Origin of the sequence: Pseudoalteromonas sp. BZA4 (assembly GCF_040104395.1) — a bacterium.
In the GTDB taxonomy this organism is placed as follows: Bacteria; Pseudomonadota; Gammaproteobacteria; order Enterobacterales; family Alteromonadaceae; genus Pseudoalteromonas.
This window is the reverse complement of the sequence record NZ_JBECOT010000029.1, coordinates 1-24,500: the sequence shown is the minus strand read 5'-3', so window position 1 is coordinate 24,500 and position 24,500 is coordinate 1. Positions and strand designations below refer to the sequence as shown.

Genomic DNA, 24,500 nt, shown 5'->3' with positions numbered 1-24,500 from the left:
CTTTACTATCCTATTGTTGGCCTACTGAGCTGACAATCTTAATCTGTCTTTCGTCTGGTACCTCTTGGTAAGACATCACCCTTAAACCTGGGATGGTGTACTTAACGAAGCGAGATAACACAGTTCTTAACATTCCTGACGTTAACAGTATCGAAGGTTCACCGGCCATTTCTTGGTTTTGATGCGCTTCATTCAATGATTGTTGAAGTCGCTCTGCAAGGCTTGGCTCTATTCCGGCACCTTCGTCACCTGCATTCTGAAGTGACTGATGCAACATCTGTTCCAACTCAGGCGCCAAGGTTATGACAGGGATCTCAGAAGACATACCAACAGCGTCTTGAACGATTAGTCTGCGCAGTGAAATTCGCACTGCAGCCGTTAGTACATCTGGGTCTTGGCTACGTGGGCCATACTCAACAAGGGTTTGAACAATCGAGCGCATATCGCGAATTGCCACCCCTTCATTGAGTAAGTTTTGTAGCACTTTTACGATAGTAGTAAGTGGTAATACGTCAGGAACCAGTCCTTCAACAAGACGTGGATGACTCTTCGCTAACATATCTAGTAAATTTTGTACTTCTTCATGACCAAGTAGTAAAGCAGCACTGTTAGTAAGTAACTGGCTAATATGAGTTGCAACCACAGTTGCAGAATCAACGACGGTATAGCCAAGTGATTGAGCTTCATCTTTTTGGTCAGGTTTGATCCACACCGCATCTAATCCAAATGCAGGGTCTGTAGTGGCAACCCCTTTGATTGGACCAAATACTTGGCCCGGATTAATCGCTAACTCATCACCATGCTTAAGCTCACCCTCACCGCTTGAAACACCCATCATAGTAATTCTGTAAGCGTTAGGGTCGAGCTCTAAATTATCGCGAATATGCACAGGAGGTACCAAGAAACCAAGTTCCTGAGAAAGCTTCTTACGCACACCTTTAATACGATTTAACAGTTCACCACCTTGAGATTGGTCAACAAGTGGAATTAAGCGATAACCCACTTCTAAACCAATAACATCAACTTGCTGAACATCATCCCAACCCAGTTCTTTTTGTTCTTGTTTGTTGGCAACACCTGTACCTGGTGCACCACCATTTGCTTCTTGCTCTGCTTTTTCGGCTTCTGCTTTGGCTTTTTGTTGTTGTGTGAAATAAGCAAGGTAACCGAGTAATGCACCTAAGCTTAAAAATGCAATATGCGGCATACCTGGTACAAGACCCATGATGATCAAAATACCCGATGCAATATAAAGTGATTTTTCGTTACCTAGCTGTGTCTTAACTTGATCGCCCATATTGTGCGATTCATTTTGACGGGTAACAACGATTGCGGTACCGATTGACAGTAATAGTGAAGGTAGCTGTGCAACTAGACCATCACCAATGGTTAGCAAGGTGTACACTTCCATCGCACGGCTGAACGATAAATCATGTTGGATCATACCAACAAATAAACCACCAACGATATTAATCACGAGAATAACGATACCCGCTATCGCATCGCCTTTTACGAACTTACTTGCACCATCCATTGAACCATAGAAATCGGCTTCACGAGTAACTTCTTCACGACGTTCACGGGCTTGTTCTGCACTGATGAAACCGGCGTTTAAGTCAGCATCAATCGCCATTTGTTTACCTGGCATTGCATCAAGAGTAAAGCGAGCTGATACTTCAGAAATACGGCCAGCACCTTTGGTGATAACCACAAAGTTAATAATGATTAAAATTAGGAAGACCACTAAACCAACTGCATAGTTACCGCCGATAACCACCGAGCCAAAGGCCTCGATAACTTTACCGGCTGCATCTCCACCGTTATGACCTTCTAGCAATACCACACGGGTACTGGCGACATTCAGTGCTAAGCGCATGATGGTTGCAATTAGTAGAACCGCAGGGAACATACCAAATTCAAGTGGTTTCATGGTGTAAACAGTAACTAGTAACACCACCAGTGCTAACGCGATATTAAACGAAAATAGAATATCTAAAAGAAATGGCGGCAGGGGTAAAATCACCATGCCCAGCGCAGCAAGTACCATTAACGGCGTGCCGATACCCTTCGCATACTCTTTTTTATCTCTGTTAAGTTGTTGTAATACCGCTTTAAATTCCATAATTCAACAATTTCAAAAAATTGACACTACACGGAATTTGCAATAACTATTCCAAGTTATAAATTTACTGTTTAGTATTTGTAGGCATCGGGTATTGGGAGCTTTTTATTAAGTGGTACAGGGCGTTTACCGCGCCCTTTTTGGAAGCGTTTTAACTGGAAGACATAAGCTAGCACTTGCGCAACGGCAGTGAATAGCTGATCGGGTATTTGATTGCCCACATCAGTGGTGTGATACAGCGCACGTGTAAGCATGGGTGATTCAACAATTGGCACGTCATTACCCTTGCCTACTTTACGAATTTGCATAGCAAGCTCGTCCACGCCTTTGGCAAGAACAATAGGCGCACCCGCTTTAGCTGTATCGTATTTTAGTGCTACAGCATAATGGGTCGGGTTGGTTACGATCACATCGGCATCAGGCACGTCTTGCATCATACGCCTTTGCGACATTTCACGCTGAGTACGACGAATACGCGCTTTTATTTGTGGATCACCCTCAGAATTTTTGTATTCGTCTTTCACCTCTTGTAGAGTCATTTTAAGCTCTTTGTGGTGCTTATGACTCTGAAAAGGAGCATCAATTGCGGCAATGAGTATTAAAGTACAGGTTAAGCCTAAAAACATCCAAGCGAGAATTTCAAGCGCGTGAATGATATTTCCAGGTGCACTTTCAATACTTAAATGTAATATTTCATCAAAGAAGGTATTAATTAAAAACACCGCAAAGCCAGCAACCACAGCAAATTTTAAAATAGACTTAACTAGCTCTACTCCTGCTTGAGGGCCAAGCATACGTTTAATACCTTTAGCCGGCGACATCTTACTTGCTTTTGGTGCTGCCGCTTGCCAACTAAAGTTAAAGCCCCCCAGTAAAGTGTTCCCAACAAAAGCGGCTATCACGATGATCAACACAAACATTGCCATAGGAAATAACAACGCATCCGCAACAATTCCCCACACTGAAAACATTTTAGTGGTGTCGTAGGTTTCATTACGATTAAGGCTTAATAAGCGCCCCATCACATTATAAAGACCTTTGCCAATTTCAGGACCATAAAGTAATAGTGATACTGCCGAGAAGATAAGCACAAACATGGTACCTAACTCTTTCGAGCGGGCAACCTGGCCTTTTTTCTTGGCGTCGTCTATTTTCTTCCCGGTGGGTTCTTCGGTTTTTTCTTGACCAGAATCTTCAGCCATGGCGTGCTCCTAAGGTGTACAACCAACAAGGCTGCACATTAACTCAACCATTTTTAACCACTGAAACTCAAATTGAGTCATAAAGTTGCCTAATGTTGCCCAAATAATCACGAGCCCAGCTACTAAGGTAAACGGAAAACCTATCGAAAAAATATTTAACTGCGGTGCAGCACGGGTCATTACACCAAACGACATATTAATAACCAACATAGCTGTCAGTGGCGCTAAAGCAAGCACCAAGGCTGTAGTAAACATCCAGCCGCCCCAAGTAACGATATCCCAGTAATGATCAACCGCCCACCAATTGCCATCAATTGGCAGTACTTCAAAGCTATGAATGACCATTTGAATCATCATTAAATGACCATTAAAAACGAAAAATAGTAAGGTAGCCAAGATTAAATAAAATTGCCCTACAGCGGGTACACTTAGGCCATTAGATGGATCAACGACGGACGCAAAACCAAGACCGGTTTGCATCGCGAGTATTTGCCCAGCAAGAATAAAGGTATTTAGTAATAGGATTGAAGCAAAGCCTATCGCCACACCAATAAGCATTTGCTGAATGACCACGAGAATCATTTCAAACGAGAATAGGTTATTAAAAGTCGCAGGGGGCAGCATAGGTACAGCAACAAAGGTGACAACCACAGCTAAGCCGAGTTTAATTCGTGTTGGTACATTCTTGGCACCAAGACCTGCCATGATCATGATCATTGAGCTAATACGCACTAATGGCAGCAAGAAATCGCTGAGCCATTGAATAATGACCGCAAAGGGAAACTCCATTTACCCAGCAATCTCAGGAATAGAAAGAATTAAGCGGTTAAAAAAATCCATAAGTTCTTGCGTGAACCAATGGCCACCTAATATCAATGCACTTATGGTAATTAGCAAACGAGGTAAAAAGCTTAATGTTTGCTCATTGATAGATGTTGCCGCTTGGAAAACAGCAACAACAAGACCAACCAATAAGCCAGGTACCACGATTGCCGACACTAACTTTATGACTAAAAACAGTGCGTCACTGAGTATATCGACAAAAATTTCTGGTTCCATTTTGTCTCCCCTACCTAATTATGTGTCTTGAATTGCATTGTTACACCCCGAGCCCAAAGCTCTTCGCCAGTGTGCCCATCACAAGGCCCCAGCCATCTACTAATACAAACAGCATGATTTTAAACGGTAAAGATACAATCATCGGCGAAAGCATCATCATACCCATGGCCATTAATACGGAGGCCACTACTAAATCCACAATCAAAAAGGGAATGAAAAACATAAAACCAATGATAAAGGCCGTTTGCAATTCACTGGTAACAAACGCGGGGATCAATACAATCAACGGCGTGTCTTCTGGCGAATCTAATTGCTCATAACCCGCTATTTTCGCAAAGGTCTCTAAATCTTTTATACGAACTTGCGAGAGCATAAACGCTTTCATTGGCTCTTTGGCAAGTTCTAATGCTTGCACTGAGGTAACTTGTTCATTCAAGTACGGCTCAATAGCACGCTCATTCACCTGCTGATAAATTGGCGCCATAATAAAAATACTCAAAAACAGCGACATGCCTAACAAAATTTGATTCGATGGTGTTTGTTGTAAGCCTATTGCTTGGCGTAATATCGCCAGAACCACAATAATCCGTGTAAATGAAGTCATCATAATGACCGCTGCCGGAATAAAACTCAGCGCCGTCATAATCGCTAACACTTGTAGCGTCACGGAGTAATCTTGAGAGCCATCAGGGTTGGTGGTAATGGTCAGTGCTTCTATGCCTTCAGCGTTAACCGATGGCAAAAACAACACACTTGCTAAAATAAGTATCCACTTGATCATAGCGTTAATTCTTTTTATTTGAAGGTGATTGTGGGTTCAGCAACTTACCAAATTTTTTGGCAAGTTCTGGCAGTTCTTTTTCTTGTAATGGTGTTTCTAGTTTATGCAGGTAGTTAATACTATGCGGGGTCACACCAATTAAGTGCTGAGCGTTATCGATTTCAATGACCATCAAGCGCTCACGAGAGCCTAAAGGCAAACTGCGCACTACTTTAAATTCATCACTATTAGCAAGATTTGGATTAAGTTTTTTAACCAAAAAAGCCAAAGCAATAATAACCACCAGCACTAAAAGCAAAGACATCACCATAGACAGTAAATCTGCCGTCGGTGATGCCGTAGGAAATGCAGTGCTCGACGCACTTGTTAAAGCGACTAAAGCATTCATCGTAACTTTTTAATACGCTCAACTTGGCTGATAACGTCCGTTAAACGAATACCGAACTTATCGTTTACGACAACCACCTCACCATGCGCAATCAGGGTGCCATTAACCAATACATCAAGTGGCTCACCAGCGACTCGGTCTAGTTCTACCACTGAACCTTGGTTAAGCTGTAATAAGTTACGAATGTTGATTTTTGAACGACCCACTTCCATCGAAATAGTAACTGGAATGTCCAAGATGGTATCAAGTTTACGTTTTTCGTCGCCAGACAGCTCATGTCTTTCATCTTTTAACTCATCAAGCTCCGCTACAGCAGCATCACCTGAGCCACCCTCAGCTTCTTCAGCTTCGGCTAGTGCCGCAGCCCATTCGTCCATTGTATCTTGATCATCACTCATTATGTTTAACCTTATAAATCGACTACCAGTCTAAATCTACACCTTCAGATAGATGTAGATCTTCTTCTAGTTCTGCTAATTCTGCATCTGAATCCAGTTTTTTGCCACCTTTTGTGAACACATGTAGTTCTGACTTAACTGATTCAGGGCGTTTAATTTTTTCGCTAATTTGTAGTGCCACATTGTCACGAGAGCGGCCCATTTTCGCTCTAAAGGTCGGCAATTCTTCTACAAATACGGTGATATGTTCTGGCATTTCAACAGGGATAATATCGCCAGCTTTAAGCTCCATAATCTGTTGTAGCGTTAGATCAACTTCAAGCAATTGAGTCGATAAATCGACCTCAACATCCATGATCTCATCACGTAATGCTTTACTCCAACGTAAGTCAGTGTCTTCGGTGTCTGATTGCACACCGGCATCGAGTAATTCACGGATTGGCTCAAGCATCGAATAAGGTAATGCGATATGGAAATCACCGCCACCACCATCTAGCTCAATATGGAAAGAGCTAATAACAACCACTTCAGTTGGACTTACGATGTTAGCCATCGCTGGGTTAACTTCTGAGTCAAGGTACTCAAAAGACACATCCATTACCGGCGCCCATGCTTCTTTATAATCTTCGAAGATGATTTTAAGCAGCATTTGAACAATACGGCGTTCTGTTGGGGTAAATTCACGGCCTTCTATTTTTGCATGATAGCGGCCATCACCACCAAAAAAGTTATCCACTAAAATGAATACTAATCGGGCTTCCATGGTAATTAGGCCGGTGCCCTTCAACGGACGAAAACGTACCATGTTCAAACTAGTTGGCACGAATAAGGTATGAATATATTCGCCAAATTTAATCATTTGTACGCCGTTAATCGACACCTCAGCGGTGCGGCGCATCATGTTAAATAGGCTAATTCGCATATGACGGGCAAAACGTTCATTCACGATCTCCAAGGTCGGCATACGACCCCGAACAATACGATCTTGTGATGAGAAGTCATACTGTAAGGTATTACTGTCTAAGTCATCACCTTCGTGAATATCTTCCTCTTCGACTTCATCAACGCCATGTAAGAGCGCATCAATTTCGTCTTGAGATAATAAATCGCTCACGCTGACCCCTTATTGCATCACAAAGCCGGTAAATAATACCCGCTCTATCACTTTGCTACCTTCAACATCACTTAATGCTGATTGTACTTTTTCAAGTGCAGCAACACGTACTGACTCTTTACCTTCACTGGTACCTAATTCATCTGCGGTCGTTGTTGAAAGAACGCCAAGTAAGGTACTTTCGATAAGTGGAATATGCTTTTTGGCAGTTTCTTCGTTCACTTCACCGCGAACAAGTAGCTGAACTTTTATTTGTACAATTCGGTCGCGACTAGCACCGGGTACATTAAATACAAATGGGCGTGGCATTGCGACATACAGAGCCGAACCAATCTGTGCAGAGCTAGATGGTGCAGCAGCCTCTGTCACTGTGGTTTCATCTGCTAGGCTTTCTTCAGGGGCATCATCGCCCATAAATAAAAAGTAACCCGCAGCAGCACCAGCAATCAACACTACAGCTGCAATGATGATAATCAGCTTCTTTTTGCCTTTACCCGTATCTTCTATTTCTAAATTTGCTTCTTCGGCCATTGTCACTTCCCTCAAAGTTACAGCAAGCTGTTTATCGCGCTGTAACTATTTTATTTCTTATAATAGCAGGACTTATGCATAGTAATCTATTGATGATGAAGATTGTTTTCGAGAAGTTTCTGCGCTTTGTGCTGTTACTTCTGGCTGCTGCTCCTCAGCTTGTTGATTTCCAGCAAGCTGACCTTGCCCAGACTGCTCTTGTTGTTGCTCAGGGTTACCCTGCTGAATACTACTTTCACCAAGTTCAATACCTTGCTGTGCAAGCATTTCTCGTAAACGTGGCATTGATTGCTCTAAAGCTTCTTTAGCCTGCTGATTTTGAACAACAAAATTAATTTGAGCTTGCTCCGCATCGCTACGTATACGAATTTGCATACTGCCCATTTCTGGCGGATCTAAGCGAATTTCAGCTTCTTTATTATTAATATTTAGTAACGCGCTAACTCGCTCTTGAAGCATCTTTGCAGCATCACTTTTTATGATATTAATCGCTTGCATTACACCAGGGTCAACATTCATCGATTTAGATTGAGTCTGAGTTTGCGCAGTTGTTTGTGTATGCATTGTTTGTACGTCTAGTGCTTGCTCATATTGCTGATGAGCCATCTCATAGGCACCTGGTTGTGTTGTTGCATTTGCTTGAGTCGTTAGCTGAGTAAATAATTGAGCTACACGCACAGTAACAGTTTCCTGTGTACGTTCTGTATTAATTTTTGTATCAAGCTCTGTGGTTACTTCTTCACTAGCAACTACTTTTGTCACATCGGCTGTAATTTGCGCGGTATTATTTGGTTTCGCTTTATTATTTTCAACATTAACTGTTGCTGCGGTTACTGGCATCGCAGTACTGGCTGTTGCAGGGGCATTAATAGCCTCTGTCAGCACAGTTTGAGCTGCAGCTAACTTTTCGTACTGAGCGGTGCCCGGCGTTAACATTTGCAGCTGAGTGTTCACTTTGTTTAACAGTGCTTGCTGCTCATCCTTAGTCAGCGCCGTGATTTGCTTTTCTACGCCTGTAGGTAATTTGTTATCGAGAGCCTTATTGTCAGCTAATTTAGCATCTTGTTTTGCCTGGCTTTCTTCAGCAATGTCTTGCTCTACAGCAAGTTGTGATACAGGACTCTGTGCAGTTTGCGTTGTAGACTTACTACGCATCACATCAGTCAATAGCGACTTGATTGTTGCCACCTCATCAGCACCAAGCTTATTATCAGCTTTAAGTTGATTTATTTGTTGCTCAAGTTGCTTTTGTTGCTCAGAGGTTAGCGATAAACCTTTAGCGAACTCACTTACAGCCTGCCCATCGCCACTTTGTACTTTGGCCAGCAAGCTAACGATTGACTTATCTGTTACTGGTTTATCTAAAACTGGTTTTTCTGTTACGGCTTGATCAATTTTGGCAGCTGCGTCAGCTGGTTGGTCTGGCACTTTTGCCGTGCCAGCTTCAATGTTTTTAGCAATGCTTTGCTCAGCACTGAAATTTGCTGCCGTTTTGTCAGTGTAGCTTTGTGTTTGTTTTGAATTAACTTCAGCTATTTTTGTATCTACTTGATCATCGCTATTTAAATCTGCAACCACCTTATTTAAAACAGTTTTACTTGTCTCATTTACGCCAAGCTCTTTGCCTTCAGATGTTTTTGCAGCGTCTGAATTCACAGTCTGTTTTTGAGCGCTATTTAACAGAGCGTCTACATCAACTGTGGTTTCTTTGTTGTCAGTTGCTTGTGTTGCACTGGCAAAGTTAGCTACCTGAGGTTTTGTATCCGGTGTATTAACAGCTGAAACACCCTGCTTTTCTTTGTCTGTTAATGGACCATCAACAATCGGAGTCACACTATCTTTTGGTGGTAAATCGCCAATCGCTTTTAGCTGGCTATCTACCGCTGTCGCAACTTTAGACTTATGTAATAAGCTTGCTATTGAACTGTCGCCTTCAGCGTCGGCTTTTGAATCATCGGTTTGTGCAACGTCTGTCATCGGTGAAGGTATAACAGGTGTAATGGTATCGATTGGGGTTGGTTTTTTATCAACAACTACTGGGCTAAAGTCATTATTTTCAATCAATTTATTAACACGTGTACTCATAGCTTGAGCTGCATTAATTTGCGAAAGCAGTGAGTTTTCTTCATCTTCTACAAGTGCAAGTTCATCACTTGGCTCTTTAGTTACAGCTTCATTACGAATATCTGGACTTGTTTTAGATTGCTGCTGTGTAGACGTGGTAGCAGTTGCAACTTTAGCATCAGCAGTTGTGTTTTCATCACCTAATTTGGCATCTGATTTAGGCTCTTCAGAAATACTGATAGCTTTAGTTTCATCAACAGAATGAGTATCTGCATCACTTTTTGTTTGAGGGGTGGTATTTGCTTGCGCGTTTGCCGCTTCACTTGCTTCTGTAAGTGAAGTTAAAAAACTTAAGCCAGATGCTTTGTCGCTAGACTCTGAGTCTTTGCCTGAAAAACCAGTACCTTGCTCAGTTTTAACCTGCAAATTGATATCACTGATCGCCATAATTCACCTAAAACTAAAGAGGCAATTTGCCGCCGCAAGTGCCAAAATTAATGCTACTGGTTAGGTAAATGCAATTAACATGCCTAAAAAAGATAGTGTTTTAGAGATGTGCGTTTTTAAGTTGACGTTGATAAAACTGATTTGAAGCGAACTCATCCAGCATTTTTTGCTCCGCTTTAGCCACTTGCATTGCTTGTTTTTCAGCTTGCTTTTCGATTAATTTCGCCACTGCTTTTGCTTTCACTTGCTGTTTTAACCACAATGCTTTGCGCTGCGTAACAACCTGTTTTGCAGTATTCACTGTGCTGGCTTGCTGGCGTATCGCTTCTTCAATTTTTGCGATAAAGGCATGATATTGACTAAACCCAGCACTAGACAAACCAGAGCGACCTTTCAAATGCAACTGCTGAGAATACTCCATGCGAAAGTTATTCAGCCCTTGCAGTTTTTGTTGATTACTTTGTAAGTGCTGCTGGGCTTTTAAATAATCCATGCGTAAAGATTCTTCTTTATCGCTCTCAAGCTTTAGCAATAAATCAAGTTTACTTTGAGCCATTAACCTTGTCCTAATAACTGCGCAAGACCTTGTAGACCATCATCATAACTGATCACATCTTTCATGCCTTGCTGAAGGAATTGATTCACACGTGGCATCATATTAATTGCTTGGTCAAGCATAGGGTCGGTGCCTTTTTGGTACGCACCTAGTGTGATCATATCTTTGTTCTGTTGGTACATTGAATACACTTGTTTTAGCACACGAGCTTGTTGCATATGCGCTTCAGATACAACTTGTGGCATAACACGAGAAATCGATTTTTCGATATCAATAGCCGGATAATGACCACTGTCAGCTAAATCTCGAGATAAAACAATGTGGCCATCTAATATAGCGCGAGCAGAGTCAGCAATTGGATCTTGCATATCATCCCCTTCACTAAGCACAGTGAAAAACGCGGTGATTGAACCTTGCCCTTCACCACCATTACCGGCACGTTCCACCAGCGCAGGCAGTTTAGCAAATACTGAAGGCGGATACCCCTTAGTCGCAGGAGGCTCGCCAACTGCTAAGGCAATTTCACGTTGCGCCATGGCATAACGGGTAACGGAGTCAAGTAATAACAATACGTTAAGACCTTGATCGCGAAAGTATTCCGCAATGGTCACTGCACTTTCACAGCCTTTTAAACGCATTAATGGTGAAGCATCCGCAGGAGCTGCAACCACCACTGAGCGCTTACGCCCTTCAACACCTAAAATTTCTTCAATGAACTCTTTTACCTCACGACCACGTTCACCCACAAGACCTACCACAATTACATCTGCTTCAGAGCCGCGAGTCATCATACCCAGTAATACTGATTTACCGACACCAGAGCCTGCAAACAGACCCATACGCTGTCCTTGACCTACGGTAATAACGGAGTTGATGGCTCTTACACCTACATCCATCGGTTGACTAATTGGTCGTCTTGCAAGAGGGTTAATTGAGTTTTGCGCAAACTTTAAGTGATGCTCAGCATTAATGGCACCTAAGCCATCAAGTGGCCGACCTAGGCCATCCACTACACGGCCAAGTAAGCTCATGCCGACGGGCAACCCAGTTTCATTTAGCTTTGGGATAACTCGTGCACCAGGCAGTACGCCAGAGATGTGATCATTTGGCATCAAGTAAAGTGTTTGGTCATTAAAACCAACGACTTCAGCATCAACAAAGCCGTTAATGGTTTCAATTTTACATTGACTGCCAACAGGTGCTCTAAGCCCTTTTGCTTCTAGCGTTAAACCAACGACACGTGTCAGAATACCGGCAACAGCTGGTTTTGGGGCCTTGATATTTTTTTCATAGCGCTGTAAGCGTTCGCTTAGAGTCATTGATTGAGCACTCATAATGAGCCTAAAAAGTGTTAGATACCACTGCTATGCAAAAAGTTTTCCAACGTTTCTTTGACGCGTGTTTTTAATGTCATATCGAGGGATGATTGCGGGGTTTTAATTTCGCAGCCACCCCGTTCTAAAGTCGGCTCTGCAACTAACTGCCAATGATTATCTGCGATAGTTTGTTCGCCATAACTTTCGGTAATTAAAGTAATATCATCAGGATGTAAGTGAATACGTACTTTCGCTTGTTCTTCACCTAACGCATCAATAGCTTGCTTCAAAGCATGTAAAATGACTTCAGGTGAGGTTTTAATTTCTTGGTAAACTAAAACTTCAGTTAACATTACAGCTAACTGCACTAACTGCTTTTCGGCACTTTCATCGACTTTAGATAATGGTTGAGAAAGGCTATCAAGTAAGCTTCTTAAGTTGGTCAGCTGCTCTTCTAAAATAGGCTTTATTTCTTCTTGGCCTTGCTCCTTACCAAGCTCAACACCTTCTTTAAAGCCAGCTTCTTTTCCCTCATGTGCGCCTTTTTCAAAACCATCTATATAGCCTTGCTCATGGCCTTGCTTTAGCCCTTCTTCATAGGCATCTTGACGGATTTTTTCAAGCTCAGCCATGGTCAATGACGGAATTTCAGGCTCTTCTGGCTGCTCTTCGGCCTGCTGCTTTTGCTGCTCTTTACGGTATAAGTCAGCTAAAGGCGTGCCATACGCCGTTGAGCGTCCAGCGAGTTTTGCTGTATCTTGCGTCACTTCAGGAATTGGCCAGTTTTCCAATAATTCATCGGCAGCTTCACTGGCATGCACTGGCCGCCCTGTATGAAATGAAGACTTACTCATGGCTTACAGGAACTCCTCACCACCACCGCCACCAAGCATAATTTCGCCTGAGTCAGCTAAACGACGTGCCGTAGAAAGAATTTCTTTCTGTGCCGCTTCTACTTCACTAATACGAACAGGGCCCATTGCCTCAAGATCATCAGCGAGTAATTCAGCAGCACGTTTAGACATGTTACTTAAAATCTTCTCTTTTAATGCTTCGTCAGTACCTTTAATTGCTTTCATTAATACATCTTGCTGTACTTCACGAAGGATCGCTTGAATACCACGGTCTTCAACATCCATTAAGTTCTCAAAGACAAACATAAGGTCTTGGATTTGCTGTGACATCTCTTCATCGTGTTCACGGATTGAATCCATTAACTGACCTTCAACATTGGTATCTAGGTAGTTCATGATATCAGCAGCCGCTTTCAAGCCACCCATTTTCGCAGCTTGCGCACCAGCTTGACCTGCGAACTGTTTCTCCATGATTTCATTCAACTCTTGCAATGCTGCTGGTTGAACTTCTTCAAGGTTAGCAATACGCATGGTTAAATCTAAGCGCACTTTTTCTGGGAATTGCGACAAGATTTCCGCTGATTGCTCTGGCTCTAAATAGGATAAAACAATGGTTTGAATTTGCGGGTGCTCGTTGCGAATGATATTCGCCACTTGCTTTGAATCCATCCACTTCAATGAATCAAGACCTTTCGCTCCTGAGCCCATAACAATTTGGTCAATAAGGCTGGCTGCCTTGTCTTCACCAAGCGCTGCTGTAAGGGCTTTTTTGATAAAGTCTTCAGACTGGAAGCCAATGGTACTGAAGCTTTGAATTTGCTCAATAAACAAATTATGAACTGCGCTAATTTTCGCTTGCGATAAATCATCTAGCGCAGCCATTGCCATACCCACTTTTTGCACTTGCTTTGGCTCTAAGTGCTTAAGGATTTGCGCAGCATCTTCTTCTGATAAGCTCAGCAATAAGATTGCCGCCTTATCCACACCGTCTAATTTATCAACATCAAACGCCGGTGGTAGTTGTTTTTGTTCTTGATCAGTCATCTTCTGTTAACCACGCTTTCACTACTTGAGAAGACAGTTCTGGTTCATTTGCAACCAATGCACGAACTGCTTTGAGTAAATCTTCATCGCCATGTAAGTCTGGCAGCTGTAGTGTACCATCACTTGAGAATCCTACAGCAGCAGAGTCAAAGTCTTTATTTAGCATATCTAGCGTGCTATCACCAATATCTACACCTGCACTTAATGCATCTTCATCGTATTCTTCTAGTGTATCGTCTGGGTAAATTAGACGTTTCAGCATAGGTCTTACTACAAAGACAATCAGTACGATAATAACCAGTGCACCTAATGCTAAGCGTAGCATCTTCATGAACCAATCTTGCTCCCAAAGTGGAACTTCAATCGCTTCACCAGCATCTTCACGAACAAATGGCACTGTAACAACCTCAAGCGCATCACCACGCTGCATATCAAAACCAACACCGCCTTGTAATAAACGACGAATATTTGACAATGCTTCTACAGAGCGAGGAACCATGGTTGTTTCACCATTTTCACCCACCTGCGGTACATAATCAACGGCAACTGAAACACTGATACGACGAATAACACCGGTTTGCTGACGCTTATGCGAAATTGTTGTATCAAGCTCATAGTTACGTGTTGCTTCTTTATGCGAACGACTTGGGTTCGTTGCTGAGCCTGCTCCACCTTGGCCTGCAATTTCTGGAATATTAGAGTTAACTGGCGGCTGATTCGTTAGCGCACCAGGAATGCCCACTGCAAGACCACCGATGTTGTTTTCTTCGAACGTGGTTTCACTGCGCACAGCAGGTAAGTCTGGGTTATAACGTTTTTGTGTTTCTTCGACTGCACTAAAGTCCATGTTTAAATCGACTTGCGCGGTATAGTTACCTAATCCTACAACTGGAATAAGGATGCTATCGATTTTATTTAAGTACTCTTCTTCACGCTTACGTTCAATCTCATACTCTTTACGAGAGCGAGCAGCAAGTGAGTTTTGTGAACCTGAATTAAGTAAGCGACCATTTTGATCGGTAACAGTAACACGCTCTGGCGATAACCCTTGGACTGCTGAGGCAACAATATCAACTACTGAGTCAACTTCTTCACCGTCAAGTGTACGACCGCGTTTTAAGGTAAGCACTACCGTCGCTGAAGGTTGTTTTTCACGACGAGCAAATACGTTTTCTTTTGGAATAGCTAAAAGTACTTTGGCGCGAGTAACGTTTTTTAGCTCTTCGATGGTACGTGCAAGCTGTTGCTCACGACCATGTTTTAAACGTTCACGTTCAAGGCGCTGGCTAACACCAAACCCCATGTCTTGCATGATGATGTCAGTACCTGAGCTTGGCGCTTGCTCTAGGCCTTCACGAGCCATCAATAATTTAATGTTTTGGTATTCACCTTCTTCAACAGAGATGACGTTACCATCAAGTTCGTAATCAATCTTTTGAGCGTCTAAAAAGTCCAGCGTTTGAATAAGCTCTTCCGTTGGCATTTTGCCAAGCGGACGCATATCTGGTTGACGAGCCCAAATAATAATAAAAATTGCGATAGCCAAACAGATTGCCAAAGCGATCACTAAAGTAACCTGGCGTAAAACATCTACACCATTTAAGGCACTTAGGTAGCCTGACTTTTGCTCTTGTTGATCATCAGTATCGGTTGAATCGATACCGCCGCCTGCTAAGGCTAGATCAGTTGATTGATTAGATTGCGCCACAATAATTCTCCACTACCTAGTTACACAGGCATGTTCATGATTTCTTTATAAGCTTCAACAAGTTTATTTCGAACTTGCACCGTAGCTTCAAAAGCGACTGATGATTTTTGCGAAGCAATCATTACGTCAGCTAAAGAAACACTGCGGTCGCCCATTTCCATTGCTGTTACTTTTTGCTTAGCATCTTGTTGTAAGCCATTCACTGTATCAAGTGCATTGGTAAGTAAATCACCAAACTGTGCCGACGATGTTGGCTGAGTTTGTGTTGGTAAATTATTAATTGAGTTACTACGGCCTACTTCTGAAGCCATAGCTTGCATTTCTTGAAATAATGCGCTGTTTTGAACTTTCATAATACTCTCTGACAATGCAGTTTACTTACTCACTAGCAAAGCACAAACCGTGCCACAATATAAAATCAACAAATTCAATAACTTGAAATATTTATTTTGCATGTCAGAGTTTTGACAGCAAACAAGCTCACAAAAATGTGAGCTTGTTTGAGTAACTTTTTGGAAGGAGTTTATGCAGGTAAGGCGATACCCAAGTCTCGCATTTGCGCCAGTTTATAACGTAATGTGCGCGGACTAATACCTAAGGTTTCTGCAACCTCTTTACGCTTACCGTTACAACGCGCTAAGGTTTCTAAAATAATACGATGCTCTTTGTCTTTCAGCTCGTCTTTGTAATTACCTTGCTCACTCACTTGTGGCACGGTATCTAAATTAACTTCAACAGGCTGTTCTTGATATACGGGTGCGTTGTGTGGCGGTGTAGCGACTGGCTTGATATCAACAGTAAGCAACTCTTCAATAAAGACATCATCTTGATGAATACTATTACCATCACATAATATCAATGCCCGTTGAATAACGTTATCAAGCTCTCGTACGTTACCTGGCCAAGCATGCGATAGCAGCTTTTGTTTCGCACCCTCACTTAGTTGAGCTATAGGCTCTTTACTTTTCAGGCAATGACGCTCTATTAAATGCTCAGCCAATACAATAATGTCGCCAGGACGCTCGGCTAATGGTTTCCACATTAGCGGGAATACATTTAAGCGATAATATAAATCTTCTCTAAATAGATTTTCGCTCACTGCTTCTTTCAAATCTCGGTTACTTGTAGCTAGAACGCGAACATCAAGCTCTATGGTTTTACGACCGCCTAAGCGCTCTACTTCGCGCTCTTGAAGTACACGCAGTAATTTAGCTTGCAAGCCTAAATCCATCTCAGTGATTTCATCAAGTAAGATGGTACCACCTTGAGCTTGCTCAAATTTACCCGGGCAAGCTTGAATCGCGCCAGTAAACGCCCCTTTTTCGTAACCGAATAAGGTTGCTTCAAGCATGTTTTCAGGAATAGCAGCGCAGTTAATAGCCACAAAGGGGGCATCGCTACGATTTGATTTATCGTGGATAAAACGAGCCAACACTTCTTTACCCGAGCCACTTGGGCCGAGTACCATGACACTGGCATCTGAGCGGGCAACTTTGCTCGCGAGCTCTAATAGCTTAATACTTGATGGATCGGCAACAATTGGGCCATCGGTTTCTTTTTCCTTTTCAGGCAAATAACGACTCACCATATTAAGGAGTACTTCTGGAGCAAACGGCTTTGCCATGTAATCAATCGCGCCTAAACGCATTGCTTCTACAGCATCATCAATGGTCGCATAGGCTGTCATCATTAATACGGGCAGCTCAGGATAATTAAGTTTAATGCTACGTAATAGGTCAAGGCCACTCATGGCGCCCATTTGCACATCACTAACAACCAATGAATAGCTATTTTGCTTAAGCAAGATCATCGCTTGTTCAGCGCTATCTGCAGCAACGCAATCAATACCCGACATTTCAAGGGTATCGATCAGTGCTTCTCGTAAGCCTGCATCGTCTTCAACGACTAAAATAGAGTTAGTATTCATTTTGCCTCCGCTGACATTGGTTCTGCACTAATTGGCAAGATCAAACTAAAACATGCTCCCCCATGAGCATTATTAGCCACTTCAACCCGTCCTTGGTGCGCATTGGCGACTGAACTTACAACAGCAAGTCCAAGCCCCGTGCCTTGACTTTTGGTAGTGTAAAAAGGTTCGAATAATTTGTTGGCATGACGTAAATCAACACCTGGGCCATTATCACTGACACTAATGCGAACACAGTTTTCGCTAGTTTCGTCACGTTCGGCACTCAGGGTTACCACAGCCTCAGAGCCAATAATTTGAATACTGTTGTGGATCAGGTTTTGAATAGCACTCGCCAGAGCCGTTTTATTACCCACAATTTCAATATCTGGCTCAGGCAAGTTCACGCTTAGTTCACTGTTATTTTGTGCAACCATAGCATCAGCACCTGCTTTTACTTCATTAAGTAGCTGCTGCATTGAAACGCTTTCGACCACTTGTTGCTCACCACTTTTGGCAAATAACAGCATATCGTTCACTTGAGTTTCTAAATCTTTTAAACGCGACATTAACTTCGTATGAAAGTTGCCACGCGAGCTTTCTGGCAATCGCTTTGAGCCTAAATTTGCGGCATACAACATGGCCGCTGATAACGGTGTTCTGACCTGATGAGCTAGCGAAGCAACCATTTTGCCAAGCGCACTTAAGCGCTGCATATGTGCAACTCGCTTTTGTAAGCGCCTGGTTTCAGTTAAATCTGTCATTAAAATTAACTGTCCTGGCTCTGGAGCAAGCGCAGTAATATCAAGCTTAATTAATCGCCCATCTTTAAGTGATACTTCATGTCCATCATCTTGCTGTGGTCGAAATGAGCGTTGAATAACGCTAAACCACTTTTCACCTTCAAGGGGTTCACCTAGCATATCAATGGCAATTTGATTGGCTTTTGCGATCATCCCTCGGCCATCTAAAACCACCACACCCGCAGGCATGGTATCAACCAAATGACCTAACCAACTGGCTTGTTGGCGCAGCTCACTCAATTCACCCACATACTCTTCTTGTTGTAAGCATGGGTTATATTGTTTGGCTGTGATAAATTGTGGTTTTAGGACATTTGCTAAGGCCATAATCGATACTCAAAAAATCGTGTCTACCTAGCTAGATGCACAATCCGTACCAAATTTATTTTTGTTTTATTTCAATAAATTAAAGACAAAACAACACTGACAAAAAAATGACAATCGCGAGGAAATAATGCAAAAAGAACACCATTGTCGTTGCCCATGGCTCGATACCGGCAAAGAAGATTATATGGCCTATCATGACCAAGAATGGGGGGTGCCATTGTATGATGATCACCGCCTATTTGAATTTATAACCTTAGAGTCAGCACAAGCGGGACTGAGCTGGTATACCATACTTAAAAAGCGTGATGGCTATCGCAGTGCCTTCAAAAACTTTGTTGTCGAAGAGGTTGCCAAAATGACCGAAGACGACGTCGAAAGGTTAATGCAGTTTGAAGGTATTATTCGTAATCGCGCTAAAATCGCCGCCACTATCAATAACGCGCAACGGTTTATTGAGATTCAAAAAGAGTTTGGCAGTTTCTCAAATTACCAATGGCAGTTTGTTGGTGGCAAACCATTGGTAAACGATCTTGATAATTTAGAGGATTACCCGGCTATTACTGAAGCCTCAACAGTATTCGCCAAAGATTTAAAAAAGCGCGGTTTTAAGTTTTTAGGCCCTACTACCGTGTATGCCCACATGCAGGCCTGTGGCATGGTAAATGACCATAGCAATGATTGCTTTAGAAAAGCTGAGATAATTAGTGAATATTAAGGAGATAAAACCGAGGAAGAAACCTAACGCGGCTTAGTCGCGCGTTAGGTTGTATTTCTTCATTTTTTCGACCAGTGTGGTGCGCCTAACACCTAAAATTTCTGCTGCACGTGCAACAACGTAATCATAGCGCTCTAATGCTTGGCTGATTAAGCTGATTTCTAGCTCAGCAAGATACTCTTTGAGCTCAATGCCTTCATCTGGTAGTAAACCTGAGTCAACCGTTGTTGCTGGTACATCAGGTTCTTCATCATCATAATCACTAAAGCCAGTACTGAAAATATCGTTGAAAGCATCTCGCTCCATCAACTCTTCTGGGTACTCAGGCTCGTAAGCCTCAACTTCAATATAACGATATTTAGCTGGAAGGTCTGGCACATCAACTACTTTATCAGGGAACATGATCACCATGCGCTCAATTAAGTTAGCAAGCTCACGAATATTCCCCGGCCACGCATGCTCTTTTAAGCTTTGAATCGCACGCTCAGTGAATTTGGCCGTTGTGCCACTTTGCTCGTTCACACGACGCATTAACTCTTTTAAAAGCAGAGGAATGTCGTCAGCACGCTCACTAAGCGAAGGATTTTCAATTGGAAACACGTTTAAGCGATAAAAAAGGTCTTCACGGAAGTCGCCCTGTTCAATCATTTCTTCAAGGTTGCGGTGAGTCGCAGCAATAATGCGTACATCTGCTTGAATAGGCTTAGTACCCCCTACTCGCTCATAGCTACGCTCTTGCAACACACGCAGTAGTTTAACCTGCATTTGCAAAGGCATATCACCAATTTCATCAAGAAACAGCGTGCCGCCTTGCGCTAATTCAAAACGCCCTTTTCGCGCAGAAATAGCGCCCGTAAAGGCGCCCTTTTCATGGCCAAATAGCTCACTTTCAAGAAGCTCGCCTGGAATAGCACCACAGTTTACCGGCACGAATGGCCCGGTATTTCGTTTAGAGAGTAAATGAACGTTACGTGCAACAACTTCTTTACCTGTGCCTGACTCACCTAAGATCAGCACATTGGCATCGGTTTTTGCTACTTGCTCAATTAAAAAGCGCACATCTTTTACAGCTTCGGTTTCACCAACTAAACCATCAAACGATTTGTTAGGTTTAGCTTGCTTATGGTCACCCGGTAGCATGCGCTGATATTGCTGACAATCATGCAATAGCTGAGTAGTTACATCATGGTTAAACGGCTCACAAATTAAACCAACTACATTAGCAATGCTTAGTAGCGGTTTGAGTGTTTCACCAATTAATAAAAACGGAATGGCTGGAAACTGTTTGATCACAGCCTCGTGATTAAGCTGCTGTAAAGCACCAAGAATGACCATGCACTCTTGTTGTTGATGTTTTTCACAAAAAGACTGTAATGAAGTCTCATCAACTAATTGTGCAGTTTCACCAATGAAGGTAAGTGCTGCATGTAAACCTATCGCACGATTATTATTATTGTCTAAAATTAAGATCATTATTGGCGAACCACAGTTACCACGAGGTTAGTTAATTTCTAAATTGTAAGCGAGTTTAGGAGGGATGCAAGCGCTAAGCGGCAATTTATTGACATCAACGCCAAAAAATAGTCACTTAGCACTAAAATTTAATACTAAAGAATTAACTTACAAATTTAGCATGTTTGAATTTTAAAATATTCTATACTCGTTGCTATAATCCTCTATAGAAATGCTCAAAAAAAGATAACATCAATGGCATTAATATTGCTTATCTATTTTTATGAATCGGTGTTTTTAATATAGGATTTTCTCATGGCACATATATCGATAAAAAAGTACAGTCAAGTTAGCGTTAGCAACATTAATGAAATGTCTCCTTATGAGCAGATAAATTTGATTTTTAGCAATATTATCGGACGCTTAGCAGCAACTAAAGGCTTTATTGAGCGTAAAGAATTTGAAAAAAAAGGTGAAAATATTTCTACCTGCATTTTATTATTCGGTGCTCTACAAGATGCACTCAATTTTGAGCATGGCGGGGATATCTCTAGCAACTTACTATCGCTGTACGATTTTTGCCAACGCAGGTTAACTGAAGCAAATGTAAACAACGACATTGCAGCAGTAGATGATGTTATCCGTATCGTTAAAGAAATAAAAGAAGGGTGGGATTCTATTCCGCTCGAAGAGCGCATACCTAAAGCTGAGCAATAATGCCGAATTATATCGCTCTGAATGCATTACTCACTGCATTGTCAGAGCACATAGATAAAACTGAGATTGAGCTGGCAAGCCAAACGTTAATAGCTATTGACCAAGAGTTGAAGCATTGGTGTGAGAGTGAAACACCACCTCAAGAAAAAGAGTTATTAGCTATACAAGCCAAAATTTTAACTGCTACAGCTAAACTTAAAAACGCCAGAGACAAAACTCAGGCTGAGCTCATCAACCAGCGTAAATCACACAAAGCTATTTCTAAATATAAAGCAACTAAACGCTAATTAGCGTTTAGTTGCTTTCACATTCTTACTTTATATATTTAGCTTAGTTATATAACTGTAATCGATATAAATTGCGCGACTACAATTTAGGCAAAAAAAAGCGCCGATAATCTGGCGCTCAAACAATGAAAGGAATAAATTAATCGCTCTTTTTAACTACGCCAGGCATATTATCAAGCTGCGCTTGTACATAGCTACTGGTTGAGTTCATTTGGGCTACAAGTAAATCCATACTATTATATTGTGCATACAAACGAGACTCTAGCGATTCCATTTTACGCGCAAATGCAATGCGCTCATCATCTAAACCATCTAACTGGGTTTGTTTACTGTCAATTCTGTTTTGAACAATACCATCTGAATCTGTATAAAAACTCATTAGCTCATCAAAAGATTGCGCAAAGCCGCCTTCATCGCTCTCACCTATAAAAAACTCTTGTACCAGGTCTACATCGGCTTCTACTTGTTCGTTTAATCGTTCAGTGTCTAGGCTTAATTTGCCGTAACGGTCTGCTTCAACCCCAAGCTTAGATAACGACAAACTACTGCCATCACTAAGGGTTACTTCACTGGTTAATTGCTGACGAAGTTTTGACATCACCCCACGAAGCATAGAGTCACCGGCCATCACACCAGCGCCATCTTCGCCTGATTTACCCAAGTTATTGCTAAGCTCAAGTAATTCGTTATAGCTTTCTATAAAGCTATTTAAACCGGCTTTTATATTATTATTGTTTTCTGTAATTTTTAACGTGCTATCGTCGTCATCAGTGCCATGTGCTTTTTTAGCGGTGATGGTTACACCGTCAATAACATTTGCAAACTCGTTATCACTGCTTGTAACTGTTAAATTACCATCTATGGTGATAGAAGCATCTGTTGCAGCAATTACTTCACTAATGTTTGTCACCCCTAAGTCGGTGTCATAGGCTAGTGCCGATAAACCTGCCGCGTCGGTATTATTGCCATCTGCATCAGTTGCTGTAATTTTTATTGCGTTTTCAACACCACTGTTTTTTGCTGATAAAACTAAATGCTGACCATTATCGTCGGTGATAATCGTTGCTGTTACACTGTCGTTGTCTTTACTTTCGTTAATCGCATCACGAATTTCAGACAAAGTTGCAGTATCTGACACATCAATATCAAAACTATTCTCACCGGACGCTATAGTTAACGTACCCTCACCTACTGCGGCATCTTCTGCAAATGCACTTGACATCAATTTATGTTCAGTCGCAAGGTTGTTTACTTTTACATTGTAACCACCAGGCTCCGCATCTTTGTCAGAGCTTAGAGTTACAAAATCATCACCACCAGAAATACTGCGCTTTTGGTAGTTATCAACTTCGCCTAATGCTTCCATTGACGTTTGTAATTTTTCAAGTGCAGATTTTAGTGCACCTGCAGCTGAAATATCTGTCGTTAGGGTTGCTTCTTTATTATTTAAACGTGAAGTAAAAGGGGTGCGCTCAGCATTAACTAACGCATCAACAATATCTGATACTGCTAAACCTGAACCTAAACCATTAAATGAAATAGCCATAACACTTCCTCACATTACACATTTAACTTAACAAAAAACTTTATACAGTTTGATCAATTAAAAAACCAGCGGTTTCAGATAACTTAGCCACTAGGCTTAACACTTCTTCAGATGGGTATTGCTTAATTAACTCACCACTATTTTTATCAACCACTTTAATAACATCACGGCCTGAGTCTTCATCTACTTGAAACTGCAAACTACGATTCATTTCACCCAAGAAGTCCTGCAATTGCTGCGCCATCTTCTCAAGCTGTTCGCGGCCTAATTCGTCTTTTTCAGCACTTTCGTCCAACTTACGTTGCGCTTGTTGATAATTTTGCTCGGTTTGCTGTTGTTGTGTATTTTCCGTTTTATTTGATTCATCAACCGCCGCTGCTGTCAGTTGCGGGCTCGCAGCTAACTTATCATCAGTTTTTTGCGGAGCCACTGCAAAATCAGGGCTTTGGCTTATTGTACTCATAACGCCTCCTTAAACATTTTACCCTATGGCTAATGCAACAAAAGGAGATTAGCGTAAGCCAATCTCCTTTTTATTTTAGTTAACTAATGCTGACTTAACCATTAGTTGCTGTAACGAATCACACTATTAACCAATTAAGCTAAGCGCTGCTTGTGGTAATTGGTTCGCTTGCGACAAGATTGATGTACCCGCTTGTTGCAAGATTTGGTTTTTAGTCATCTGCGCAGTTTCTGTTGCAAAGTCAGTATCTTGAATACGGCTACGAGAAGCCGATACATTTTCTTGAATATTTGCAAGGTTGCTAATAGTATGACCAAAACGATTCTGAATAGCACCTAAATCAGCACGTTGGCTATCAATTTCAGCTATGGCAGCATCAATAATAGCTAAAGCATCTTGTGAGCCTGTTTGTGTTCTAATATCCACTTCATCAACCCCTACAGATGAACTCGATATAGCCTTACCTACATCTGCTGTAGCTACTAATGAATCATCATCTGCTGATACCGTAAAGGATTTTGAAGAGTTCAATTGAATTGAACCTGCTACAATTGTCGAATCCCCTGTACCATTGTCTGCAGTAGCGCCTGAAATTGTTTGAGCTGTACCTCCATCGCCATTATAAGCTAGACCAGTAATCGTTACATCAGTAGCACTCGCATCGCCAGTACCTGCAGAATTACGAGCCTCAATATTTGAA

The 24,500-nt window shown here is 42.0% G+C and carries 25 protein-coding genes; 3 read left to right on the top strand and 22 right to left on the bottom strand.

Features of this window, described 5'->3' with window-relative positions:
• Nucleotides 1-10: 10 nt before the first annotated feature.
• The 18 genes from flhA to ABMY41_RS12795 all read right to left on the bottom strand — a co-directional run bounded on the left by flhA (nucleotide 11) and on the right by ABMY41_RS12795 (nucleotide 18,620).
• On the bottom strand, nucleotides 11-2,122 hold the full coding sequence (flhA, locus tag ABMY41_RS12880; protein WP_287243244.1) for a flagellar biosynthesis protein FlhA: 2,112 nt from the start codon (nucleotides 2,120-2,122) through the stop codon (nucleotides 11-13).
• Between the two features lie 71 nt (nucleotides 2,123-2,193).
• Complete coding sequence (gene flhB, locus ABMY41_RS12875; protein ID WP_175080822.1) at nucleotides 2,194-3,324, bottom strand: flagellar biosynthesis protein FlhB; 1,131 nt, start codon at nucleotides 3,322-3,324, stop codon at nucleotides 2,194-2,196.
• A gap of 9 nt (nucleotides 3,325-3,333) precedes the next feature.
• Nucleotides 3,334-4,113 (bottom strand): flagellar biosynthetic protein FliR, encoded by a 780-nt coding sequence (fliR, locus tag ABMY41_RS12870; RefSeq protein WP_175080823.1) that lies wholly within the window; start codon nucleotides 4,111-4,113, stop codon nucleotides 3,334-3,336.
• The gene (gene fliQ / locus ABMY41_RS12865) at nucleotides 4,114-4,383 is read right to left on the bottom strand and encodes a flagellar biosynthesis protein FliQ (RefSeq protein ID WP_289097205.1); all 270 of its coding nucleotides are present in this window, start codon (nucleotides 4,381-4,383) and stop codon (nucleotides 4,114-4,116) included.
• 40 nt (nucleotides 4,384-4,423) lie between these two features.
• Entirely contained in the window at nucleotides 4,424-5,164 is a 741-nt protein-coding gene (fliP, locus tag ABMY41_RS12860; RefSeq protein ID WP_175080825.1) for a flagellar type III secretion system pore protein FliP, read from the bottom strand.
• Nucleotides 5,165-5,168: 4 nt separating this feature from the next.
• Nucleotides 5,169-5,552, bottom strand: a complete 384-nt coding sequence (gene fliO, locus ABMY41_RS12855) for a flagellar biosynthetic protein FliO (protein WP_054553266.1) — start codon at nucleotides 5,550-5,552, stop codon at nucleotides 5,169-5,171.
• Nucleotides 5,549-5,950, bottom strand: coding sequence for a flagellar motor switch protein FliN (gene fliN, locus ABMY41_RS12850; RefSeq protein ID WP_054553267.1), 402 nt, complete (start codon nucleotides 5,948-5,950; stop codon nucleotides 5,549-5,551). The genes fliO and fliN overlap by 4 nt, the downstream gene beginning before the upstream one ends.
• Nucleotides 5,951-5,972: 22 nt before the next feature.
• Nucleotides 5,973-7,064 (bottom strand): flagellar motor switch protein FliM, encoded by a 1,092-nt coding sequence (gene fliM, locus ABMY41_RS12845; RefSeq protein ID WP_054553268.1) that lies wholly within the window; start codon nucleotides 7,062-7,064, stop codon nucleotides 5,973-5,975.
• A 9-nt stretch (nucleotides 7,065-7,073) separates the two neighbouring features.
• Complete coding sequence (fliL, locus tag ABMY41_RS12840) at nucleotides 7,074-7,595, bottom strand: flagellar basal body-associated protein FliL (RefSeq protein WP_054562177.1); 522 nt, start codon at nucleotides 7,593-7,595, stop codon at nucleotides 7,074-7,076.
• A 72-nt stretch (nucleotides 7,596-7,667) separates the two neighbouring features.
• A complete protein-coding gene (locus ABMY41_RS12835; protein ID WP_349274929.1) occupies nucleotides 7,668-10,106 on the bottom strand; it encodes a flagellar hook-length control protein FliK in 2,439 nt (812 codons plus the stop codon).
• Nucleotides 10,107-10,206: 100 nt separating this feature from the next.
• A complete protein-coding gene (gene fliJ / locus ABMY41_RS12830) occupies nucleotides 10,207-10,662 on the bottom strand; it encodes a flagellar export protein FliJ (RefSeq protein WP_217874713.1) in 456 nt (151 codons plus the stop codon).
• Entirely contained in the window at nucleotides 10,662-11,996 is a 1,335-nt protein-coding gene (fliI, locus tag ABMY41_RS12825) for a flagellar protein export ATPase FliI (RefSeq protein ID WP_055197963.1), read from the bottom strand. The genes fliJ and fliI overlap by 1 nt, the downstream gene beginning before the upstream one ends.
• Before the next feature lie 17 nt (nucleotides 11,997-12,013).
• Entirely contained in the window at nucleotides 12,014-12,832 is an 819-nt protein-coding gene (gene fliH, locus ABMY41_RS12820; RefSeq protein WP_349274926.1) for a flagellar assembly protein FliH, read from the bottom strand.
• A gap of 3 nt (nucleotides 12,833-12,835) precedes the next feature.
• Entirely contained in the window at nucleotides 12,836-13,876 is a 1,041-nt protein-coding gene (gene fliG, locus ABMY41_RS12815; RefSeq protein ID WP_130052073.1) for a flagellar motor switch protein FliG, read from the bottom strand.
• Nucleotides 13,869-15,584 carry a flagellar basal-body MS-ring/collar protein FliF gene (gene fliF, locus ABMY41_RS12810; protein WP_054562182.1) on the bottom strand — a complete coding sequence of 572 codons (1,716 nt, stop codon included), beginning with the start codon at nucleotides 15,582-15,584 and terminating at the stop codon, nucleotides 13,869-13,871. The genes fliG and fliF overlap by 8 nt, the downstream gene beginning before the upstream one ends.
• Nucleotides 15,585-15,604: 20 nt before the next feature.
• Entirely contained in the window at nucleotides 15,605-15,937 is a 333-nt protein-coding gene (gene fliE / locus ABMY41_RS12805; protein ID WP_054562183.1) for a flagellar hook-basal body complex protein FliE, read from the bottom strand.
• 170 nt (nucleotides 15,938-16,107) lie between these two features.
• On the bottom strand, nucleotides 16,108-17,511 hold the full coding sequence (locus ABMY41_RS12800) for a sigma-54 dependent transcriptional regulator (RefSeq protein WP_054562184.1): 1,404 nt from the start codon (nucleotides 17,509-17,511) through the stop codon (nucleotides 16,108-16,110).
• Nucleotides 17,508-18,620: an ATP-binding protein gene (locus tag ABMY41_RS12795; RefSeq protein WP_349274922.1), complete on the bottom strand. Its 1,113-nt coding sequence runs from the start codon at nucleotides 18,618-18,620 to the stop codon at nucleotides 17,508-17,510. Before ABMY41_RS12795 ends, ABMY41_RS12800 begins: the two co-directional genes overlap by 4 nt.
• Nucleotides 18,621-18,747: 127 nt before the next feature.
• On the opposite strand from ABMY41_RS12795, the gene ABMY41_RS12790 reads away from it, so the two are divergent.
• Nucleotides 18,748-19,335 (top strand): DNA-3-methyladenine glycosylase I, encoded by a 588-nt coding sequence (locus ABMY41_RS12790; RefSeq protein WP_349274920.1) that lies wholly within the window; start codon nucleotides 18,748-18,750, stop codon nucleotides 19,333-19,335.
• 33 nt (nucleotides 19,336-19,368) lie between these two features.
• Here ABMY41_RS12790 and ABMY41_RS12785 read toward each other — a convergent pair whose 3' ends face one another.
• The gene (locus ABMY41_RS12785; protein ID WP_349274918.1) at nucleotides 19,369-20,808 is read right to left on the bottom strand and encodes a sigma-54 dependent transcriptional regulator; all 1,440 of its coding nucleotides are present in this window, start codon (nucleotides 20,806-20,808) and stop codon (nucleotides 19,369-19,371) included.
• 294 nt (nucleotides 20,809-21,102) lie between these two features.
• Between ABMY41_RS12785 and fliS the strand changes: the two genes are divergently transcribed.
• Together fliS and ABMY41_RS12775 are read left to right on the top strand one after the other, a co-directional pair.
• Nucleotides 21,103-21,504 carry a flagellar export chaperone FliS gene (gene fliS, locus ABMY41_RS12780; RefSeq protein WP_138599045.1) on the top strand — a complete coding sequence of 134 codons (402 nt, stop codon included), beginning with the start codon at nucleotides 21,103-21,105 and terminating at the stop codon, nucleotides 21,502-21,504.
• The gene (locus ABMY41_RS12775) at nucleotides 21,504-21,791 is read left to right on the top strand and encodes a hypothetical protein (RefSeq protein ID WP_349274916.1); all 288 of its coding nucleotides are present in this window, start codon (nucleotides 21,504-21,506) and stop codon (nucleotides 21,789-21,791) included. Before fliS ends, ABMY41_RS12775 begins: the two co-directional genes overlap by 1 nt.
• Before the next feature lie 139 nt (nucleotides 21,792-21,930).
• Here ABMY41_RS12775 and fliD read toward each other — a convergent pair whose 3' ends face one another.
• From fliD to ABMY41_RS12760, 3 genes are all read right to left on the bottom strand, one after another.
• A complete protein-coding gene (gene fliD / locus ABMY41_RS12770; RefSeq protein WP_349274914.1) occupies nucleotides 21,931-23,337 on the bottom strand; it encodes a flagellar filament capping protein FliD in 1,407 nt (468 codons plus the stop codon).
• 40 nt (nucleotides 23,338-23,377) lie between these two features.
• A complete protein-coding gene (locus ABMY41_RS12765) occupies nucleotides 23,378-23,800 on the bottom strand; it encodes a flagellar protein FlaG (RefSeq protein ID WP_349274912.1) in 423 nt (140 codons plus the stop codon).
• Between the two features lie 126 nt (nucleotides 23,801-23,926).
• Nucleotides 23,927-24,500 (bottom strand): flagellin (locus tag ABMY41_RS12760; protein WP_349274910.1); only part of this gene is annotated, 574 nt, incomplete at its 5' end.

Bases quoted from the DNA above. Each gene is read 5' to 3' on its own strand.
- fliG (WP_130052073.1), bottom strand. From the start codon at position 13,876: ATGACTGATCAAGAACAAAAACAACTACCACCGGCGTTTGATGTTGAT.
- fliJ (WP_217874713.1), bottom strand. From the start codon at position 10,662: ATGGCTCAAAGTAAACTTGATTTATTGCTAAAGCTTGAGAGCGATAAA.
- ABMY41_RS12775 (WP_349274916.1), top strand. From the start codon at position 21,504: ATGCCGAATTATATCGCTCTGAATGCATTACTCACTGCATTGTCAGAG.
- fliQ (WP_289097205.1), bottom strand. From the start codon at position 4,383: ATGGAACCAGAAATTTTTGTCGATATACTCAGTGACGCACTGTTTTTA.
- ABMY41_RS12800 (WP_054562184.1), bottom strand. From the start codon at position 17,511: ATGAATACTAACTCTATTTTAGTCGTTGAAGACGATGCAGGCTTACGA.
- fliR (WP_175080823.1), bottom strand. From the start codon at position 4,113: ATGGAGTTTCCCTTTGCGGTCATTATTCAATGGCTCAGCGATTTCTTG.
- fliD (WP_349274914.1), bottom strand. From the start codon at position 23,337: ATGGCTATTTCATTTAATGGTTTAGGTTCAGGTTTAGCAGTATCAGAT.
- fliL (WP_054562177.1), bottom strand. From the start codon at position 7,595: ATGGCCGAAGAAGCAAATTTAGAAATAGAAGATACGGGTAAAGGCAAA.
- fliI (WP_055197963.1), bottom strand. From the start codon at position 11,996: ATGAGTGCTCAATCAATGACTCTAAGCGAACGCTTACAGCGCTATGAA.
- fliN (WP_054553267.1), bottom strand. From the start codon at position 5,950: ATGAGTGATGATCAAGATACAATGGACGAATGGGCTGCGGCACTAGCC.
- flhA (WP_287243244.1), bottom strand. From the start codon at position 2,122: ATGGAATTTAAAGCGGTATTACAACAACTTAACAGAGATAAAAAAGAG.
- ABMY41_RS12765 (WP_349274912.1), bottom strand. From the start codon at position 23,800: ATGAGTACAATAAGCCAAAGCCCTGATTTTGCAGTGGCTCCGCAAAAA.
- fliO (WP_054553266.1), bottom strand. From the start codon at position 5,552: ATGAATGCTTTAGTCGCTTTAACAAGTGCGTCGAGCACTGCATTTCCT.
- fliH (WP_349274926.1), bottom strand. From the start codon at position 12,832: ATGAGTAAGTCTTCATTTCATACAGGGCGGCCAGTGCATGCCAGTGAA.
- ABMY41_RS12785 (WP_349274918.1), bottom strand. From the start codon at position 20,808: ATGATCTTAATTTTAGACAATAATAATAATCGTGCGATAGGTTTACAT.
- flhB (WP_175080822.1), bottom strand. From the start codon at position 3,324: ATGGCTGAAGATTCTGGTCAAGAAAAAACCGAAGAACCCACCGGGAAG.
- ABMY41_RS12835 (WP_349274929.1), bottom strand. From the start codon at position 10,106: ATGGCGATCAGTGATATCAATTTGCAGGTTAAAACTGAGCAAGGTACT.
- fliP (WP_175080825.1), bottom strand. From the start codon at position 5,164: ATGATCAAGTGGATACTTATTTTAGCAAGTGTGTTGTTTTTGCCATCG.
- ABMY41_RS12790 (WP_349274920.1), top strand. From the start codon at position 18,748: ATGCAAAAAGAACACCATTGTCGTTGCCCATGGCTCGATACCGGCAAA.
- fliS (WP_138599045.1), top strand. From the start codon at position 21,103: ATGGCACATATATCGATAAAAAAGTACAGTCAAGTTAGCGTTAGCAAC.
- fliE (WP_054562183.1), bottom strand. From the start codon at position 15,937: ATGAAAGTTCAAAACAGCGCATTATTTCAAGAAATGCAAGCTATGGCT.
- ABMY41_RS12795 (WP_349274922.1), bottom strand. From the start codon at position 18,620: ATGGCCTTAGCAAATGTCCTAAAACCACAATTTATCACAGCCAAACAA.